Annotated in this window: 17 protein-coding genes and 3 tRNA genes; 13 read left to right on the forward strand and 7 right to left on the reverse strand. The window is 71.8% G+C overall.

All coding sequences use genetic code 11. The features are described from left to right. Positions 1-122: 122 nt before the first annotated feature. Positions 123-845: a glycosyltransferase family 2 protein gene (locus tag B4M60_RS01275; protein ID WP_291079548.1), complete on the reverse strand. Its 723-nt coding sequence runs from the start codon at positions 843-845 to the stop codon at positions 123-125. 128 nt (positions 846-973) lie between these two features. On the opposite strand from B4M60_RS01275, the gene B4M60_RS01280 reads away from it, so the two are divergent. Further along, positions 974-1,046: transfer RNA gene (locus B4M60_RS01280), tRNA-Thr, on the forward strand. A gap of 41 nt (positions 1,047-1,087) precedes the next feature. After that, positions 1,088-1,161, forward strand: a tRNA-Met gene (locus B4M60_RS01285). Between the two features lie 63 nt (positions 1,162-1,224). Here B4M60_RS01285 and B4M60_RS01290 read toward each other — a convergent pair. Then, positions 1,225-2,931, reverse strand: coding sequence for an acetolactate synthase (locus B4M60_RS01290; RefSeq protein WP_291079549.1), 1,707 nt, complete (start codon positions 2,929-2,931; stop codon positions 1,225-1,227). A gap of 94 nt (positions 2,932-3,025) precedes the next feature. Here B4M60_RS01290 and hadA point away from each other — a divergent pair, with 94 nt between their 5' ends. From hadA to B4M60_RS01330, 8 genes are all read left to right on the forward strand, one after another. Beyond that, positions 3,026-3,424, forward strand: a complete 399-nt coding sequence (hadA, locus tag B4M60_RS01295) for a (3R)-hydroxyacyl-ACP dehydratase subunit HadA (RefSeq protein ID WP_291079550.1) — start codon at positions 3,026-3,028, stop codon at positions 3,422-3,424. Then, positions 3,421-3,873 (forward strand): MaoC/PaaZ C-terminal domain-containing protein, encoded by a 453-nt coding sequence (locus B4M60_RS01300; protein WP_291079551.1) that lies wholly within the window; start codon positions 3,421-3,423, stop codon positions 3,871-3,873. The genes hadA and B4M60_RS01300 overlap by 4 nt, the downstream gene beginning before the upstream one ends. 177 nt (positions 3,874-4,050) lie before the next feature. Then, a tRNA-Trp gene (locus B4M60_RS01305) sits at positions 4,051-4,123 on the forward strand. A 41-nt stretch (positions 4,124-4,164) separates the two neighbouring features. After that, positions 4,165-4,521 (forward strand): preprotein translocase subunit SecE, encoded by a 357-nt coding sequence (gene secE, locus B4M60_RS01310; protein WP_291079552.1) that lies wholly within the window; start codon positions 4,165-4,167, stop codon positions 4,519-4,521. Positions 4,522-4,588: 67 nt separating this feature from the next. Next, entirely contained in the window at positions 4,589-5,446 is an 858-nt protein-coding gene (gene nusG / locus B4M60_RS01315) for a transcription termination/antitermination protein NusG (RefSeq protein WP_291079553.1), read from the forward strand. Positions 5,447-5,677: 231 nt separating this feature from the next. Beyond that, positions 5,678-6,112: a 50S ribosomal protein L11 gene (gene rplK / locus B4M60_RS01320; RefSeq protein ID WP_291079554.1), complete on the forward strand. Its 435-nt coding sequence runs from the start codon at positions 5,678-5,680 to the stop codon at positions 6,110-6,112. Between the two features lie 92 nt (positions 6,113-6,204). Next, the gene (rplA, locus tag B4M60_RS01325; RefSeq protein ID WP_291079555.1) at positions 6,205-6,927 is read left to right on the forward strand and encodes a 50S ribosomal protein L1; all 723 of its coding nucleotides are present in this window, start codon (positions 6,205-6,207) and stop codon (positions 6,925-6,927) included. A gap of 92 nt (positions 6,928-7,019) precedes the next feature. Continuing rightward, the gene (locus B4M60_RS01330) at positions 7,020-8,000 is read left to right on the forward strand and encodes a hydroxymethylglutaryl-CoA lyase (protein WP_291079556.1); all 981 of its coding nucleotides are present in this window, start codon (positions 7,020-7,022) and stop codon (positions 7,998-8,000) included. 114 nt (positions 8,001-8,114) lie between these two features. Here B4M60_RS01330 and B4M60_RS01335 read toward each other — a convergent pair whose 3' ends face one another. The 4 genes from B4M60_RS01335 to B4M60_RS01350 form a co-directional block, all read right to left on the reverse strand. Next, positions 8,115-9,293 (reverse strand): CaiB/BaiF CoA transferase family protein, encoded by a 1,179-nt coding sequence (locus B4M60_RS01335; protein WP_291079587.1) that lies wholly within the window; start codon positions 9,291-9,293, stop codon positions 8,115-8,117. A gap of 188 nt (positions 9,294-9,481) precedes the next feature. Next, positions 9,482-10,552, reverse strand: coding sequence for a lipocalin-like domain-containing protein (locus B4M60_RS01340; RefSeq protein ID WP_291079557.1), 1,071 nt, complete (start codon positions 10,550-10,552; stop codon positions 9,482-9,484). A 31-nt stretch (positions 10,553-10,583) separates the two neighbouring features. Then, positions 10,584-11,906 (reverse strand): oxygenase MpaB family protein, encoded by a 1,323-nt coding sequence (locus tag B4M60_RS01345; protein ID WP_291079558.1) that lies wholly within the window; start codon positions 11,904-11,906, stop codon positions 10,584-10,586. 129 nt (positions 11,907-12,035) lie between these two features. Beyond that, positions 12,036-13,979: a multicopper oxidase family protein gene (locus tag B4M60_RS01350; protein WP_291079559.1), complete on the reverse strand. Its 1,944-nt coding sequence runs from the start codon at positions 13,977-13,979 to the stop codon at positions 12,036-12,038. A 281-nt stretch (positions 13,980-14,260) separates the two neighbouring features. Between B4M60_RS01350 and B4M60_RS01355 the strand changes: the two genes are divergently transcribed. After that, entirely contained in the window at positions 14,261-14,860 is a 600-nt protein-coding gene (locus B4M60_RS01355; protein ID WP_291079560.1) for a TetR/AcrR family transcriptional regulator, read from the forward strand. Position 14,861: 1 nt separating this feature from the next. On the opposite strand, the gene B4M60_RS01360 is transcribed toward B4M60_RS01355, so the two are convergent. Beyond that, positions 14,862-15,848 carry a diacylglycerol/lipid kinase family protein gene (locus B4M60_RS01360; protein WP_291079561.1) on the reverse strand — a complete coding sequence of 329 codons (987 nt, stop codon included), beginning with the start codon at positions 15,846-15,848 and terminating at the stop codon, positions 14,862-14,864. A gap of 338 nt (positions 15,849-16,186) precedes the next feature. Between B4M60_RS01360 and rplJ the strand changes: the two genes are divergently transcribed. Both rplJ and rplL read left to right on the forward strand, forming a co-directional pair. Beyond that, a complete protein-coding gene (gene rplJ, locus B4M60_RS01365) occupies positions 16,187-16,699 on the forward strand; it encodes a 50S ribosomal protein L10 (RefSeq protein ID WP_291079562.1) in 513 nt (170 codons plus the stop codon). A 60-nt stretch (positions 16,700-16,759) separates the two neighbouring features. Further along, positions 16,760-17,146 (forward strand): 50S ribosomal protein L7/L12, encoded by a 387-nt coding sequence (gene rplL, locus B4M60_RS01370; RefSeq protein ID WP_291079563.1) that lies wholly within the window; start codon positions 16,760-16,762, stop codon positions 17,144-17,146. Positions 17,147-17,170 lie beyond the last annotated feature (24 nt).

Raw genomic sequence — 17,170 nt, forward strand, 5'->3', positions numbered from 1 at the left:
ACACGCGCCCGGACCCCGTCGACAAGAGTGTTTCGAGCACGTCCGCCGGGTAGTAACTGCGCGGAACGCTCTTGTCGATGGAATGCGCGAGCTCGATGGGGTGCTGGGCCGCTCTGCCGGGCTCAGCGGCGGACTCGTTCCATCCACCGCTGCGAGGGTGGGCTGGTGCGCCAGTTGCGGAAGATCGTCCGAAATGCCCGCGAGAAGCGCCGCCGCATCGCCGCGGGGTCCTCGAACGGCCGGGCCGAGATGCCGACGGTGAGCGTCCGGTCCACCCGCAGGCGATCCGCGGCACCGAACTGGAACGACAGGTCGATGTCGTCGTGGAGCTCCGGATCGGTCCTGTTCACCCCGTCGCGGACCCGCTCCCAGGCCTCGCGGCGCATCGCCAGGTTGGAGCCGAACAACACCGGGTGGGCCATGGCCGCGCCCACGGAGACGAAGAACGCGTCCATGTAGAGCAGGCGCGCGGCCGCGGCCCGCCACCCGCTGAGCCCGATGAACTCGCCCGGGCCCGAGATGGCCGCGAGCTCGGGGTCCTGCGTGAACGCGGCGTCGATCCGCTCGAGCCACTCCGGACCGGGACGGGAATCCGCGTCCAGCCGCGCGATCACCTCTCCCGTCGCCGCGTCGTACCCGGCCGCGGCCGCCGAGGGGATGCCCCGCACCGGCTCGACCACCACCCGGGCGCCCGCCTCCAGGGCCACGGCCGCGCTGGAGTCGCTGCAGCCGTTGTCCACCACCACGATCTCGTCGGGCGACCGCGTCTGGGCCCGCAACGCGGCCAAGCAGCCGGCCAGCTCGAGGGCGTCGTCGAGGACCGGGACAACGACGGAGATGCGCATGCGCACATCCTGCCAGCGGGACGACCTGCGCACCCAACCGGGCGATTTGTGCCGCCTCCGGGCCTGTGTGTAATCTGCTAGAGGCTTACGCGCCGAGCGGATGGATTCCAGAAGCGACAGCGCTGCCCGCCCCCTTAGCTCAGTCGGTAGAGCGTTTCCATGGTAAGGAAAAGGTCGTCGGTTCGATTCCGACAGGGGGCTCGCACTGTGCGGGCGGTTCGGCCGCCCGGCTGGCAGCGCATGCCGGTGTAGCTCAGCTGGTTAGAGCGCACGACTCATAATCGTGAGGTCCGGGGATCGAGTCCCCGCACCGGTACACAGAAGACCGAAGGCCGTCCGCCAGTCGCGGGCGGCCTTCGTCGTGGGGGCTGCCGCGGGCTCAGACCCCGAACGTCGCCCGCGGGTACCCCGCCTCTACATCCGTCACGACGTTGACCAGGTACGGCACCCCGCTCGCGAAGGCCCGGTCCAGCGCCGGGCCGATCTGTTCGGGATCGGTCACCATCTCGCCGGCCCCGCCGAGCGCCCTCACCACCTCGTCGTAGCGGGTGCGCGGGGCGAGGTCGGCGATCACGTCGTAGCCGTACAGCATCTGCATGGGCCCCTTCTCCAGCCCCCACGCGGCGTTGTTGCCCATCACCATCACCACGGGCAGCCGGTGCCGCACCAGGGTGTCCACGTCGATGAGCGAGAACCCGGCCGCGCCGTCGCCCAGGAGCAGCACCACCTGGCTCGAGGGCCGGGCGATGCGGGCCGCTATCGCCGCGCCCAGTCCGGCGCCAAGGCAGCCGAACGGGCCGGGGTCGAGCCAGTTGCCGGGCCGGGCGGGCTCGATGAACTTGCCGGCGAAGGAGACGAAGTCGCCACCGTCGCCGATCACCACCGCGTCCTGGGCCAGCCGCGGCAGCAATTCCCCGTAGATCCGCGCCGGGTGGATGGGGTCGGCGCTCGCGCGCAACAACTCGAGGTCGGCGGCGTGCGTGGCGTCCGCCTTCTCCCGCAGGGACCGCGCCCAGTCTCCCCAGTCCGGTGCCGACCGTCGCTGCACGGCCTCGGTGAGCGCGTCGAGCACCGCCCCCAGGTCGCCGGCGGTGGCCACGGCGGGGTTCGCGTGCAGGCTGAGTTGGCCGGGGGAGTCGGCGACGTGCACCACGGTCGCCGGCGTGGCGCCGTCCCTGCCGCCGAACACGCCGTAGCCCAGGCGGAAGTCGAGCGGGGTCCCCACCACCACCACGAGGTCCGCGCCCCCGAACGCCGCGCCGCGTGCCTTGGACACGAGCAGGCGGTGACCGGCGGGGACGATCCCCCGGCCCATGCCGTTGGGGATGGCCGGCAGCCCCAGGGTCTCCACGCAGCGCAGCGCCGCGTCCTCGGCCCCGTCCGCCCACACGTCCGAGCCCAGCACCAGGACGGGCCGCCGCGACGTGGCCAGCAGGTCGGCGATCCGGTCGACCGCGTCGGTGTCGGGGGAGCGGTCGGGCCCGTCCACCGGGGAGCCGTCCGCGGCCGTGCCGGGCCCCGGGCGGACGGACTCGCACCGGTCGAAGAAATGGTCCATGTGCACGTCGAGGAACGCCGGTCCCCGGTGGGCCGTGCGGGCGGCGGTGAAGGCGCGGTGGGTGGCGGCGGCGATGTCCGCGGTGTCGCGGGCCGTCTCGGCGGACACGGTCACCGGGCGGACCACCGGCACGTGGTCGAACTCCTGCAGGCTGCCCGTGCCCCAGCGGGCCGCGGGCGCGCGGCCGCCCAGGACCACCATCGGCGCCCCGGAGAACGAGGCCTGCGTGAGCGCGCTGATCCCGTTGGTCACGCCCGGCCCGGCGGTGAGCACGGCCAGGCCGGGGGAGCGGGTGAGCTTGCCCGTGGCCTCGGCCGCGAACGCGGCGGTCTGCTCGTGCCGCACGTCCAGCAGGGCGATGCCGTGGTCCTCCTTCTCCGCGGCGTCGTACATCGGGAACACGTGCGCGCCCGAGAGGGTGAACATGGTCCGCACCCCGTGGGCGGCGGCGACGGCCGTGGCGTGGGAGCCACCGTGGCCCGCCACGGGTGTCTGATCGGTCTGACCGGTCCGGTCGTTGTGGTCCACGGGCGCTCTCCCTGCTCGACTGCCCCCACCGTAGGTGCCCGGTCCCGCGGCGACAGCGGTTCCGGGCGGATCGGCTCGGGTAGCGTCGGCGGGCGTGAGCACAGACAACGCAGTCGACGGCCTCGTCGTCGTCGGGGATCCCGTCACCGTCACCACCGAGGTGGTGGCGCGCTTCGCCGAGGCCGTCGGCGCCCCCGCGGACCAGGCCCCGGCGACCCTGGCCGCCGCGCTGACCGCGCCGGTCCAGCGCGCGGTGATGGCGCACCCGGCGCTGCGGATCGACCTGTCCCGCACCCTCCACACCGCCCAGACCTCCGAGCACCACCGGCCCATCCGGGTCGGCGACGTCCTCACCGCCACCGCCACGGTCACCGGGGTGCGCTCGGCGCGCGGCGGCCGCATGATCGGCTTCGACACGGTGCTGCGCGACGCCGACGGGGCGGCCGTCCAGTCCCTGTGCAGCGCGCTGCTCACCGCGGAGGTGGAGGCATGACGGGCGGCGGGGACACCGGCGCCGGGGCGACGACGAGCCGGCCCGAGCCCGGCGAGCCGATCCCGGGGCGCACCCTGGAGATCACGCGCGAGGACCTCCGCCGCTACGCCGACGCCTCCGGCGACCACAACCCCATCCACCTCAGTGAGGACGCGGCGCGGGCGCTCGGCCTGCCGGGTGTGGTGGCCCACGGGATGCTCACCTCGGCGCTGGCGATCGGGGTCGTGGCGGAGTGGGCCGGGGGGGCGGACCGCGTGCTGGCCACGTCGATCCGGTTCGCCGCGCCCGTGGTGGTGCCCGCCGACGAGCCCGCGCGGCTGGAGGTGGCCGGCGCCGTGAGGAGGGTCGCCGAGGACGGCTCCACCGCCGACGTCGCGCTGGCGGTGACCTGCGGGGGGGCCAAGGTGTTCGGCAAGGCGATCGTCACGGTCGCGACGGACGGACGGTGACCGCGGGACGGGGCCGGCGCGTGATTTCGGCCGGACGGCGGCGCTGTCGTACACTGGGATGCCCGACCGCCCGCGGTCGCGGCCCGCGCTGCCCGAGGCAGTCGCCGACACTGTAGAGTCGAGGCGTTCGTGCGGTCCGCAACGCGAGACGGCACGGGTGGCCGGGAGACCGGCCGAAGGGGCGTAGCTCAATTGGCAGAGCAGCGGTCTCCAAAACCGCAGGTTGCAGGTTCAAGTCCTGTCGCCCCTGCACTTTCCCCGCCCGCCACGACACGACCCGGAGGTAGCCGCGTGAGCCAGGATCGCGACGACGACGTCGACACCAGCGGCGCCCGCGACTCCGACGCCGCCGAGGCCCCCGCGGGTGCGGCCGTCCCGACGGGCAAGGCCGGCCGCGGTGACGCCGCCGTGGCCACCCGCGTCCGGACCGACGCGGACAAGCCGGAGGACACGGGCAGCGGCCGCGCCAACCCGATCCAGTACGTCGGGCAGGTCGTGGAGGAGCTGCGCAAGGTCATCTGGCCGACCCGCAACCAGATGGTCACCTACACCATCGTGGTGTTCCTGTTCCTCATCTTCATGACGGCGCTGGTCTCCGGCGTCGACTTCGGTGCGGGCAAGCTCGTCGAACTCGTCTTCGACCGCTGACACCTGCCGCCGCTGGAGGTCCGGGGCGAGATCCGGACCGCCGAACTTCGAGAGGACCGCAATTTTCGTGAGCGACATCGACCAGAGCCCCGAGTCCGAGGACGCCGACGTGACCCCGGCCGCCGCCGAGCAGGCGGAGATCGAGGCCGACGCGGTGCTCGCCGACACCACGGTGGACCCCACCGATGCCCCGGTCCCGCCGACCGATGACGCGGTCGACCAGACGGTCGCCGCCGTCGGGGAGGAGTCCCCGGTCGAGGAGGTCGCCGCCGAGGAGGCCGCCCCCGAGGAGGACGCCCCGGTCATCGACCCGATCATCGCCTTCAAGCGCCAGCTCCGGAAGCTGCCGGGCGACTGGTTTGTCATCCACTCGTACGCGGGGTACGAGAACAAGGTGAAGGCGAACCTCGAGACCCGCGCGGTCACGCTCGGCGCGGAGGACAAGATCTATCAGGTCGAGGTCCCGGTCGAGGAGTTCACCGAGGTCAAGAACGGCCAGAAGAAGGTCGCCAACCGCAAGGTCCTGCCGGGATACGTGCTGGTCCGCATGGACCTCGACGACGAGTCGTGGGGCGTCGTCCGCAACACGCCCGGTGTCACGGGGTTCGTGAGCGCGACCGGCGGCGCCACCGGTACCCCCACCCCGCTCTCGCTGAGCGACGTGGCGAAGTTCCTCGCGCCCAAGCCGGAGAAGAAGTCCGCCGCGGCCGGTGCCGAGGGCGAGGGCGGGCTCGTCCCGCCGACCATCGAGGTGGACTTCACGGTGGGCGAGTCGGTGACCGTCATGGACGGCCCGTTCGCCACGCTGCCCGCCAGCATCTCCGAGGTCGACCCGGCCGCGCAGAAGCTCAAGGTGCTCGTCTCCATCTTCGGTCGCGAGACCCCCGTGGAGCTCGGCTTCTCACAGGTCGAGAAGATCGACTGAGGCCACGTGCCCGGCACCGACGACCCGCCCCGCGCTCCCGCGCGGGGCGGGTCCCGTCGTTTGCGGCGCGATTAGGGTTCCGTCCGATCCCGCGCGTAGAATCTCCAAGGTTGCGCCTGCGCTCTCCGCTGCCCGCCTGACGGGTGGGCGAGCGGGGGACGGCGCACACGACAGTCGGCCTCCCACGTGTACAGCGCGGTGCCGAGATCCAGTCGAAGAATCAGGAAGACGATGCCTCCGAAGAAGAAGAAGGTCTCAGGGCTCATCAAGCTCCAGATCAATGCCGGCGCCGCCAACCCGGCCCCGCCGGTCGGTCCGGCTCTGGGTGCCCATGGTGTCAACATCATGGAGTTCTGCAAGGCCTACAACGCCGCCACCGAGAACCAGCGCGGAAACGTCGTGCCGGTCGAGATCACGGTCTACGAGGACCGTTCTTTCGACTTCAAGCTCAAGACGCCGCCGGCCGCCAAGCTCCTGCTCAAGGCCGCCGGCCTGCAGAAGGGCTCCGGTACGCCGCACTCCGCCAAGGTCGGCAAGGTCTCCATGGACCAGGTCCGTGAGATCGCGCAGACCAAGCTGGAAGACCTCAACGCCAACGACATCGACGCCGCGGCGAAGATCGTCGCCGGCACCGCCCGTTCCATGGGCATCACGGTCGAGGCCTGACCTCCACCACCCAGTCACGACTGTGGGAGGGCAGCTCAGGCCCGCACCACACCCGACCGCCGCGCTCGTGACGCGGCAGGAATGGATTTCACATGAGCAAGAACAGCAAGGCCTACAAGGCCGCAGCTGACAAGGTCGACCGCACCAAGCTGTACTCGCCTCTGAACGCCCTGGCCCTGGCCAAGGAGACGTCCTCGACGAAGATGGATGCCACCGTCGAGGTCGCCATGCGACTTGGCGTCGACTCCCGCAAGGCGGACCAGATGGTCCGCGGCACCGTGAACCTGCCGAACGGCACCGGCAAGACCGCCCGCGTCATCGTCTTCGCCGCGGGTGAGAAGGCCACCGAGGCGGAGGCCGCCGGGGCTGACGTCGTGGGCTCCGAGGATCTCATCGAGAAGATCCAGGGCGGCTGGCTCGAGTTCGACGCCGCGATCGCCACCCCGGACCAGATGGCCAAGGTCGGCCGCGTGGCCCGAGTGCTCGGCCCGCGTGGCCTCATGCCCAACCCCAAGACGGGCACCGTCACGATGGACGTGACCAAGGCCGTCAACGACATCAAGGGCGGCAAGGTCACCTTCCGTACCGACAAGGCCAACAACCTGCACTTCATCGTGGGCAAGTCCTCCTTCACCACGGAGCAGCTCACGGAGAACTACCAGGCGGCGATCGACGAGGTCATGCGCCTCAAGCCGTCCTCCTCCAAGGGCCGCTACCTGCAGAAGATCACCATCTCCACCACGACCGGCCCCGGCATCCCGGTCGACACCTCGGCGATCTCCAAGCTCCTCGAGTCGGGCTCCGACTCCGAGTGACCTGATCCGCCACGGCGGGCCCCGCGACCGGTTCTCCGGCGCGGGGCCCGTCCGCATTTCCCGGTCGGGCCGGGATGCGGGAGGATGACCCCATGAGTGCCCAGCCCGCCGGCTCGTCCGACCCCACAGGCTCGCCGGACTCCGGCCGCGCCGCGAGCCCGGTCGCGGTGCGGGACGTCGCGCTGCGGGACGGGCTCCAGCTCACCGAGGGCCGCCTGCGCACGGCCTCCAAGGTCGACCTGATCCGGACGCTCCTCGGGCTGGGCGTGCCGGAACTCGAGGTGGGGTCCATGGCCCGGCCGGACCTCGTCCCCGCGCTCGCCGACACCCTCGACGTGATCGCCGCGCTCGACGAGTCCGAGCGGGACCGGTGCTGGGTGTGGGTGGCCACCCCGGGACACGTCCGTCGCGCCGCCGACGCCGGGGTCCGGCGCTTCCAGTACTGCCTGTCCGTGACCGACGAGCACAACGACGCCAACATCGGGCGCCGGACCGAGACGAGCATGGCCGCGCTCCCCGAGGCGGTGGAGGCCGCGGCGGCGGTCGGCGGGACCGTTCAGCTCTGCCTGGCCACCGCCTTCACCTGCCCCCTGACCGGCCCGGTGGACCCCGCGCGGGTGCTGCGGTTGATCGAGGATCCGCGCGGGGAGGGCACGGTCGACGTGGTGTTGGCAGACACCCTCGGCCAGGCCCACCCGCGGCAGGTCGGTGACCTGGTCGCGGCGGCCGTCGGGCCGGCGGGCGGGCGCCGGATCGTCTTCCACGGTCACGACACCTGGGGGATGGGCGTGGCCAACGCGCTGGCGGCGGTCGCCGCGGGCGCGGGCATGGTGGACTCGGCGCTCGGCGGGCTCGGGGGTTGCCCGTTCGCGCCCGGTGCCTCGGGGAACACCGCCACCGAGGACGTGCTGTTCGCGCTGCGCCCGGACTGGCTGGGACCCCAGCGGTTCCACGCGCTGGTCGCGGCCGGCGATCGGATGCTCGGCGAGCTGGGTGAGCGGTCGCGGTCGCGGGCCACGGCGGGCGCGCACGGCAACGGCCGCGAGTTCGACTGGACCCTGCCGCAGGCCTGACCGCGGGGTCGATCACCTCCGCGCGGGCGCCGACCTCGCCGTGGTCCGGCGGAGCACCTCCTGCCGCGCCGACGGCGCCGGCTCGTACCCCCGCGAGACCGGTCGCCCGGGCGGTCAGATCACGCCGCGGTCGGCGAGCTCGGCGAGGCGCGCGGCGTCCAGGCCCAACAGGTCGGAGTACACGGCGGCGTTGTCGAACCCGGGTTCGGGCGCCCCGCCGCGGCGCACGGCGCCCGGGGTCCGGTCGAGCACCGGAACGACGCCGGGGCCGAGCACGGTGTCGTCGACGCCGGGGACGGTGTGCGGGACGATCATGCCGCGGGAGAGGAACTGCTCGTCCCGCACCACGTCGGCCACGGTGTTGACCGGGCCCACCACCACCCCGGCCGCCTCCAGGGTCGCGCGGATCTCCTCGGCGGTGCGCTCGGCCGCCCAGTCGGAGATGATCGCGTCGATCTGGTCCTGGTTCGCGCCGCGCGCGGAGTGGTCGACGAAGCGCGGGTCCTCGGCCAGCTCGGGGCGGCCCATCGCCGCGCACAGCCGGCGGAACACGGTGTCCTGGTTGGCGGCGATGATCACCCACGGCCCGTCGGCGGCGCGGTAGAGGTTGGACGGCGCGATCCCCTCGAGCCGGGTCCCGGACGGGCCGCGGACCACGCCGGCGGCGTCGTAGTCGGGGATCACCGACTCCTGCACCGCGAGGCACGCCTCGGTGAGCGCCACGTCCACCACCTGGCCGCGGCCGGTGGTGGCGCGGGACAGCAGCGCGGCGAGGATGCCCTGGACGGCGAACATGCCGCCCAGGGTGTCGCCGATCGACAGCGCCATGCGCGGCGGCGGCTGATCCGGGAAGCCGTTGAGGTGGCGCAGCCCGGACACGCCCTCGGCGACCGAGGCGTACCCGGCCCGCGTGGCCTGCGGCCCGGTCTGGCCGTAGCCCGAGACGCGGCCGATCACCAGGCCCGGGTTGATCTCGTGCAGGCGGTCCGGCCCGAGGCCCCACTTCTCCAGCGTGCCCGGGCGGAAGTTCTCCACCACCACGTCGGCCCGCGCGACCAGGTCGCGGAAGAGCGCCGCGCCGTCCTCCGAGCGCAGGTCGAGCGTGACGGATTCCTTGTTGCGGGCGTGGACGGTCCAGAAGTGCCGGCGGCCGTCCCGCTCGCCCTGCCCCCACGTGCGCAGGGGATCGGGGCGTCCGGGATCCTCGATCTTGACCACCCGGGCGCCCATGTCGCCGAGCAGGCGGCCGGCGAACGGGCCGGCGATGAGGGTGCCCAGTTCCAGCACGAGCATGCCGGCCAGCGGACCCGTCCGCTCCGCGTCGTCCGTCGTCGGCGCCACGTGCCGCCCCCTCATCCCGCGCCGCTCCGGCGCGCGTCTGACCCGATACCGTGGTCCCCGGACATCGTCACCCTGACCGTGGCCCCCCACCGTACCCGCCCTGAGCTGCGGGGTCTCGGGGGTCGGGTCCTCCGCGACCGTCAGGACAGGGCGACCATCTCGTGGAGGGTCTGGCCCGTGTGGGTCTCCTCGCGACCGTCGATCGTCAGGGTCAGGGCGAAGTCCGAGCGGAACCGGAAATAGCCCGGATGCCCGACCGCCATCTTGACCAGCCTGTTCAGCGGCGGCCGGCCCACCACCGGGAGGTCGGAGAGAAGATCGTGCGCGTGGACGATGTCCCGGACGGTGAGCGTGAGGTCGATCCTGCCGGGTACCTGCAGCCGCAGGGAGGACGGGTAGGAGCGGTCGGCGATCGGGTGGAACACGGTCGGGCCCTCGGTGATCTCGACCTCGCCCTCGGACAGGATCACCTCGCGACCCCGGGCCACCATGATGGGTTGCGACCAGTGGGAGCCGTACTTCTCGGTGGTCTCGACCATGGCGTAGACCAGCGAGATCTCCGGGGTGTAGAGGCGGCCCCAGTACCACTTGGCGATGATGCGCTTCATGTCGCCGACGCCCCAGTTGTGGTCGTGGTAGCCACGGCCGGACACCCGGTCGGTGTTCCCGTCGACGGTGACGGTGCCCTCGACGCGGGCGCGCGGGGCGCCGACGCACCAGGCAAAGTACTCGCGTTCGGTGTATCTGGTCTTGCCGCGGCCGGGCATCCACGGCGGGACCTCGGCGTGGAACACCAGGTCGACGCCGATGCCGTCCTGCTCCGCCGTGAGGTGGTAGACGGGCAGACCGCCCACCTCGTCGACGAGCACCGCGCCGTGATGGGCGATCCGGACGTCGACCTTCTCGGTCGACACGGTCAGCTCGGCGTCGGTGTGGTGGCGGTTGGACTCGCGGCGCCGCCCGTCCGGGGTGTAGAGGTGGATCTCCACCCCGGGCCTGCGTCGCACGAGCTCGCGGCTCTGGAGCATCACCACCACGATGCGCCCGTCGTCGAGGTGCGCGTCGAAGTACCAGTGTTCGAACGCCTGCCTGTCGGAGTCGAGGTGGGCGGCGTTGTCCGCGGGGAGGACCTCGGTGATCTCGCCGTCGCGGCGCCCGGGGCCGTTCCAGGCCTCGACGATGTTGAGCTTCGGTCCGTGCAGCAGGGTCATCGGATCCTCCTTCTGAAGTCGTGGGTGGCGGTCAGCGGCGCAGGGCGCCCGAGGCGTCGAAGGCGGCCTCGCGGCCGGCCATCTGGGCCCGGTACCAGTTCTCGCGGTGCCGGCACATGACGCGCTCGTGCATGCGGCCGATCGGCGGGACGCGGCGGGCCACCTCGACGGCGGAGATGAGCGGGAACCGGAGCACGGGGACGAGCGCCCAGGGCAGGGCCGCCGGCATCCGGTAGTTCTTCCGCGTGCCCGGTGCCATGAACATCGCCGAATACACCGAGTTGATCCGGAAGTTGTAGTGCTCGCGCAGGCGCTGGAGCCCTGTGTGGCCCTCCCGGGCGGCGAACGCCTGCGGGTAGGACTCGATGAGCTCACGGCCGTGCTCGCCGGAGTCGAAGGACCGGGACAGGATCGTCATGAGCAGCATCCGGATGCTGTCGCCGATGGTCTCCGGGTACCACTTCATCCGCACACCGAGCAGGTGGCCCATGTACTTCTGGAAGTGGATGAGGGCGCGGATCTCCCGCGCGCTGGTCTGGTAGCCGAGCGCCCACAGGGCCAGGCCCGGGGTCACCGACCCGGCGATGAGGGTCAGGGCCATGTAGGTCTGGCTGATGGGCAGGCCCCACTTCTCGATGTACCACTCGTCGTGGGAGGCCACCCGCGAGCGGACCGAGACGTGCATGACGCGGACCTTCATGGCGGTGGCGCGGCCCGCCGAGCCGGGGCGCAGCAGGGCGCCGGGCTCGGAGACGTCCATCCAGAAACGGCACGTCTCGAGGAAGCGGCGCAGCGCGTTGTCGCCCGCGTAGCCGCCGGCCAGGGACAGCGGGGTCGCCACGGCGGACTCGGTGTAGATCTCGAGCGTCTCGGCACCGGCGAAGCTGAAGAGCATGGTGCCCCACCGCCGCCAGATCGCCGCGCCCTCCTCGAGGAGCTCCGGGTCGACCCAGTCGGGGATCGTCTCGAACTCCGCGAACAGCTCGCGCATGGAGTCGGGGACGTCCTCGAGCGAGCCGATGCCCTCGGACAGCGCCCGCTCCAGCATCCGCCGCGTCTGAACGGGGCCCGTCTCGCCGTGATAGACCTCGTCGACGAACCGCTCGGCGACGGGGTCGCCGGAGAACAGGTCCTCGCACACCGCGGCGGCGTCCTCGTCCGGGAGCAGCAGGTCGAAGCCGGTCAGCTTCAGGACGGCCGCGCGGAGCCTCTGAAACCTCGGGTTCTGGCGGCCCTCCCAGTACGCGAAGCGGGTCGGGCAGCGCACCCCGTCGGGCAGGGCGGGGCGGTCGATGTCGCGGGTCAACGCGCCGTCCACGTCGATGGTCGCCGAGTGGTGCTTGCGGGTGGTCATGACAGTCCTCGTCCGGGGAAGTCGGAGGCGGGGTGGCACCTCACCACGCCGCGCGTGCGGCTCGAGCCCGGTGCCGGTTCGCAGGGGATCCGCTGGTAGGCGTCCGTCGTCTCGGGTGCGGAGGGCATGTCAGGTCACCGTCCTGTAGGGGAGCATCATGTCGTGGTCCTCGTGGTCGAGGATGTGGCAGTGCCACACGTAGCCCCGGAGCGTGTCGCTCCGGTGGTGCGCGCCGGGCGGTGCGATCGACCCCACGTGGTCACCACCCATCCGGTCGATGACCGGGGCGGTGCCGTGCGCGGCGGCGTCGTCGTCGACCCCGTGTCCGCCGCCGTCACCGGCGTCGTGACCCGTCGCCGCGTGGCCCGTCCCGCCGAGATCCCCGGCGAGGGAGACCGCGGAGGGGAACGTCGCGTCCGGGTCGAATCCGAGCTCGTCGGCGGTCGGGAAGTGGACGAGCACCCGGGTGACCGAGTTCGGGTCGCAGATGACCGTGTCCTTCATGCCCGACTCCCACGGCTCGGGCGAGCGCACGGGGCCCACCACGAAGGGGTCCGGATCGGGGGTCCACTTGATCCCGGTCGGGGGTTGGGGCTGGTGCAGGCACATCGCGAGGGTGTCGATGGCCTGGCGCGACAGCACCCGGAAGTGCACGAGGTGGATGTGGATCGCGTGCGGGTCCGGGGTGGCGTTGACGATGTTCCACATCTCGAACGAGCCCTGGCGCGGCATCTCGATCTGGCTCGTGGTCCACCTCAGGTTGTTCAGGCTCATCATCGACGGCGGGATCCGCAGGTCGCCGGGCTGGCTGAGCGAGACGGTGCGGACCGCCGACGGCCGCGCGAGCGGGGCGAGCGCGGCGGGCTGTCCGCTGCCGCCGCGCAGGGTGTCGGGGACCGCGCCGGTGTGGCCGCGGGCGGAGGTGGCGCGGAATCGCATGAGGGTGGGCAGGTGGACGGCGCCGATCTGCGCCGCCTGGGGTGCGGCCGGTTCGGTGTTGAGGAGTTCCACGGTCTCGCCCGGCGCGAGCGCGGAGAAGTCGACCAGGACGTCCGCCCGCTCACCGGGGGCGAGGCGGAACCTGTCGACCTTCGCCGGCCCGGGCAGGAGGCCGCCCTCCATGCCGATGACCCACATGGGCAGTGGCTTGGACAGGTGGAGCATCCAGTTACTGAAGGACGCGGCGTTGACCATGCGGAGCCGGTAGAGGCCTCGCGCGACCTCGGCGGTCGGCCAGATCTTGCCGTTGACCACGCCGACGTCCCCCACGGCGCCGCCCTCCCAGTGACCTTGCGGGACGATCGGCGTCGACCTCATGGAGGCCGACCCGTCGGCGTTCATGATCTTCTCCTGCAGGATCAGCGGGAGTTCGTACTCGCCCGCGGGCAGGCCGAGAGGGTTGTCGGCCCGTCCGGTGTCCCACCGATCGCGCAGGAGGTATCCGCCCGCCAGCCCGCCGTGAACGTTGAGGCGTGTGATGGGCATGGCGTGGTCGTGGTACCAGAGCCCGGTGGCGTCCTGGCGGTTGTCGAAGTGGTGGACGTTACCCTGGCAGGGAAGGGAGATCAGCTCCGGGTGCCCGTCGCTGGCGGGTTCGGTGACGCCGCCGTGGAGGTGCAGCGAGGTGGGCACGCGCGTCCGCGTCTCCTCGGTCGGCCCGTGGAGGCTCGTGTCGATGTCCGCCGCGTGCGGGTGCGCGGTGATCTCGTTGCGGAAGGTCAGGGTGGTCCGCACGCCGCTGCGCGCCTCGATGGTCGGCCCCAGGTATCCGGACGCGCCGTACCCGAGGGTCATCGCGGTGGGCAGGTCGCGGTGGAACCGGTGGGAGCCGGTCCGGGCGGCGAGGTCGATGGTTTCGCCGGTGAGGACCGGTGGGCGCGGGAGTTCGTCGACGTAGGGCTCGAGGTCCGGGGAGTGGAACAGCAGGGGAGAGCGCCCGCTCGACCCGGGTCCGTCCTGCGCCCGGGTCACCGCCGCGCCGGCGAGTCCGATGCCCGCGACCCCGGCGGCGCTGCCGAGTAGCCGCCGGCGCGTCATGATCGGCCCGCGACCGCCGACACCGAACGCGCCCATCGCCACCTCCATCTTTCTATGGTGCGGGTCACAGTGCCCTACGGTATGGTTTGGTGTTGTGGCTCCCGGCGCAGGGCGGACAGGCCCGGGGTGATGACGACGACGGCAAGGGATTTCCGTGACCGGGTGGAGATCGGCGGGTCGTGCCGCCACGGCCCGGCGGCCCGCCGGTGTGGCACGGTGAGCTCGGGCGTGACCCCGCCTCGCGCGCACTGGTCCTCACCGCGCTCGGCCCGACGTAGGGTCGACAGGGTGAGGACACGATTCGGCGGTGCGGTCGCATGACCCAGGGTGCCGGGTGGGCGGCTCGCCCCCACGCGCCCCGGACGGGGCGCCTGTCGGTCGAGGACTGGGCGCGGGCGGGGCTCGATCTGCTCATGACGGAGGGGCGTGCGGCGGTCAAGATCAGCCGCCTGTGCGCCGAGTTCGGGGTGACGAAGGGCAGCTTCTACTGGCACTTCGCCGACTTCGACGCCCTCATGGCGGCCATCGCGACGCTGTACTTCTCGCAGGAGATGGACGCCGCGCGGGGTCTGGTGTCGATGGAGCAGATGCCCCCGGACGTCCGGCTCGAGACGATGAGTGCGATGTTGGTCGAGTCCCGCGCCTGGGAGGGGGAGGCGGCGATCCGGGAGTGGGCCCGCGCCGACGAGACGGTCGCCGCAGCGGTGGGCGACCTCGACCAGCGCATCCTGCGGGTGGTGCACGACGCGTTTGTCGAGTTGGGCTTCTCCGAGCGCGACGCCCGGATCCGTGCGGGGGTCCTGGTGTACGCCGGCATCGGGTTCGTCTACGGCCGTTCGGCCCTGCCGATCCCGTCGGTGGACGAGATCCACGACGTGCTCGCCCTGCTGATGCGCCGGGACCGCCGCGAGGAGTAGCTCAGTGCGACACCCGCACGGTGAGTCCCCTCCGCTTGATCCGGGCCACGAACTCGGTGACGGTTCCGCATTCCTCGCCGTCGATCTGGAACGACGCGGGCTTCTCCAGGACCCTGGCGGTCACCGCGACCCCCTGGCGGAAGTCCAGGGGCCTGGTCCGGCGCCCTTCTGTGTCGGTGCCCGGCGTGGAGTCCATCCTGAGAACGGGCTTGAGGCGGTGCTGGAACGTGTGATGGGCCAGCACGGCACCCGCCTGGGCCCATCCGAGAGGGCCCTTGGCGCGGAGGGCGAGCACGTCCAGGAGTCCGTCGTCGACGACGGCGTCCGGGAGGAGGATCATTCCGGCCTGCAGCATCCCGCAGTTGGCCACCAACAGGGTGCGGGCGCGGGTGTGTATCTCCGGGCCGTCGTCGAGCGAGTACTCGACCTTGATCCGGTGGCCGCGCAACAGGGTGTTGGCGAACGCGCCGACGTAGGCGAGCCACCCCACCCGAGCCTTCAGCCTGTCGTCGGTGCCCGCGATCATGTCGGCGTCCATCCCGGCCCCGAGCATGACGAGGAAGACGTCGTCGTGGGACTCGCCCGCGCCGTCGGTGTACCGGACCTCGCCGAGGTCGATGCTCCGGCTCCGGCCGCTCATGGCCACGCGGAGCGCCCGGTCCACGTCGTCCAGGGGGATGTCCAGGTTTCGGGCCAGGAGGTTCCCGGTGCCGAGGGGGACCACACCCATCGGGACCCCCTTGCCGATCAGGCCCTGGGCCACCGATCGGACGGTGCCGTCCCCGCCACAGGCGATCACGAGGCCCACCCCGCCCTCGACCGCCTCGGCGGCCTGGCCCGTGCCGGGGTCCTCCTCGGTGGTCTCGTAGAACACCGGATCGGTCCACCCGTGCTGGGCCGCCCTCTCGGCGGCCCGGCGGCGGACCTCGTCGACACCACCCTTGGTGGGGTTGTAGACGACGGCGAGACGGGACTGGGCGGAGGACACGGCACAACAGTGACAGATGCGGGGCGCGGTCGCCATTCCCGGGCGGGGCCCGCGATTTGGCCCGGGTCCGCCCCGGCCTATACGCTGAACGCTGAAGTTTGAACGCCCGACGGCCCCGTCCGCCGGGCACCTGATCAAGTTTCACCGAAGACCGCAGGTCACCGTCCCCGCCGGGGACGGTCGAAGTGTCCGGGAGCGCCCGGACGGCCCGCGCAGGAGAACACCGGTCAGTGCAGGAACCAGCGTGCCACAGCGCCCGCCTCCTCCACGCCCCGTGCCGCCTGCGCCCGGGGCGTTCGTGCATTTTCCGGCAGTGAGAAGCAGAAAGGAGGCGAAACATGGCAAAGCCCGCAAAGGTCCAGGCCGTCGAGGAGATCAAGGAGCACTTCCAGAACTCCGCGACCGCCGTGGTCACCGAGTACCGTGGCCTCTCCGTTCCGCAGGTCACCGCGCTGCGGAAGGCCCTGGGTGACTCGGCCACGTACACCGTGGCCAAGAACACCCTGGTCAAGCGTGCGGCGAAGGAAGCCGGCGTAGAGGGTCTCGACGACCTTCTGACCGGTCCCACCGCCATCGCGTTCGTCACCGGTGAGGTCGTGGAGGCCGCCAAGGCACTCAAGACCTTCACCAAGGACAACAAGGCGCTCGTCATCAAGGGCGGTGTGATGGACGGCTCCCCGCTGTCCGCCGCCGAACTCGACAAGATCGCCGAGCTCGAATCCCGCGAGGTCCTGCTCGCGAAGATGGCCGGTGCCCTCAAGGGCAACCAGGCCAAGGCCGCCGGCCTGTTCAACGCGCCCGCCTCGCAGCTGGCACGTCTGTTCGCGGCGCTCCAGGACAAGAAGAACTGACACACCCCACATGCTTCCGGGCCGCCTGACGGTGCCGGGACCAACAGAAAGGACGCCACCATGGCGAAGCTCAGCAACGACGAGCTGCTCGAGGCCTTCAAGGAGATGACTCTTCTCGAGCTCTCCGAGTTCGTGAAGCTGTTCGAGGACACCTTCGAGGTCACCGCGGCCGCTCCGGTCGCCGTCGCCGCTGCCGGTGCCCCGGCTGCCGGTGGCGAGGCCGCCGCCGAGCAGGACGAGTTCGACGTCGTGCTCGACTCGGCCGGCGAGAAGAAGATCGGCGTGATCAAGGTCGTCCGCGAGCTCGTCTCGGGCCTGGGCCTCAAGGAGGCCAAGGACCTCGTCGAGTCCGCCCCCAAGGCGATCATCGAGAAGGCCGACAAGGAGACCGCCGAGGCGGCCAAGGCCAAGCTCGAAGAGGCCGGTGCCTCCGTCTCGCTCAAGTGAGCTGATTCACCCAGTGTGACCGCC

Source organism: Dietzia sp. UBA5065, from assembly GCA_002415925.1.
Taxonomy (GTDB): domain Bacteria; phylum Actinomycetota; class Actinomycetes; order Mycobacteriales; family Mycobacteriaceae; genus Dietzia.

What these genes read in the sequence shown, in the direction of transcription:
- B4M60_RS01275 (WP_291079548.1), bottom strand. Translation starts at nt 845, where the DNA reads ATGCGCATCTCCGTCGTTGTCCCGGTCCTCGACGACGCCCTCGAGCTG.
- B4M60_RS01300 (WP_291079551.1), top strand. Translation starts at nt 3,421, where the DNA reads ATGACGGGCGGCGGGGACACCGGCGCCGGGGCGACGACGAGCCGGCCC.
- rplK (WP_291079554.1), top strand. Translation starts at nt 5,678, where the DNA reads ATGCCTCCGAAGAAGAAGAAGGTCTCAGGGCTCATCAAGCTCCAGATC.
- rplA (WP_291079555.1), top strand. Translation starts at nt 6,205, where the DNA reads ATGAGCAAGAACAGCAAGGCCTACAAGGCCGCAGCTGACAAGGTCGAC.
- B4M60_RS01330 (WP_291079556.1), top strand. Translation starts at nt 7,020, where the DNA reads ATGAGTGCCCAGCCCGCCGGCTCGTCCGACCCCACAGGCTCGCCGGAC.
- B4M60_RS01335 (WP_291079587.1), bottom strand. Translation starts at nt 9,293, where the DNA reads ATGCTCGTGCTGGAACTGGGCACCCTCATCGCCGGCCCGTTCGCCGGC.
- B4M60_RS01340 (WP_291079557.1), bottom strand. Translation starts at nt 10,552, where the DNA reads ATGACCCTGCTGCACGGACCGAAGCTCAACATCGTCGAGGCCTGGAAC.
- B4M60_RS01345 (WP_291079558.1), bottom strand. Translation starts at nt 11,906, where the DNA reads ATGACCACCCGCAAGCACCACTCGGCGACCATCGACGTGGACGGCGCG.
- B4M60_RS01350 (WP_291079559.1), bottom strand. Translation starts at nt 13,979, where the DNA reads ATGGGCGCGTTCGGTGTCGGCGGTCGCGGGCCGATCATGACGCGCCGG.
- B4M60_RS01355 (WP_291079560.1), top strand. Translation starts at nt 14,261, where the DNA reads ATGACCCAGGGTGCCGGGTGGGCGGCTCGCCCCCACGCGCCCCGGACG.
- rplJ (WP_291079562.1), top strand. Translation starts at nt 16,187, where the DNA reads ATGGCAAAGCCCGCAAAGGTCCAGGCCGTCGAGGAGATCAAGGAGCAC.
- rplL (WP_291079563.1), top strand. Translation starts at nt 16,760, where the DNA reads ATGGCGAAGCTCAGCAACGACGAGCTGCTCGAGGCCTTCAAGGAGATG.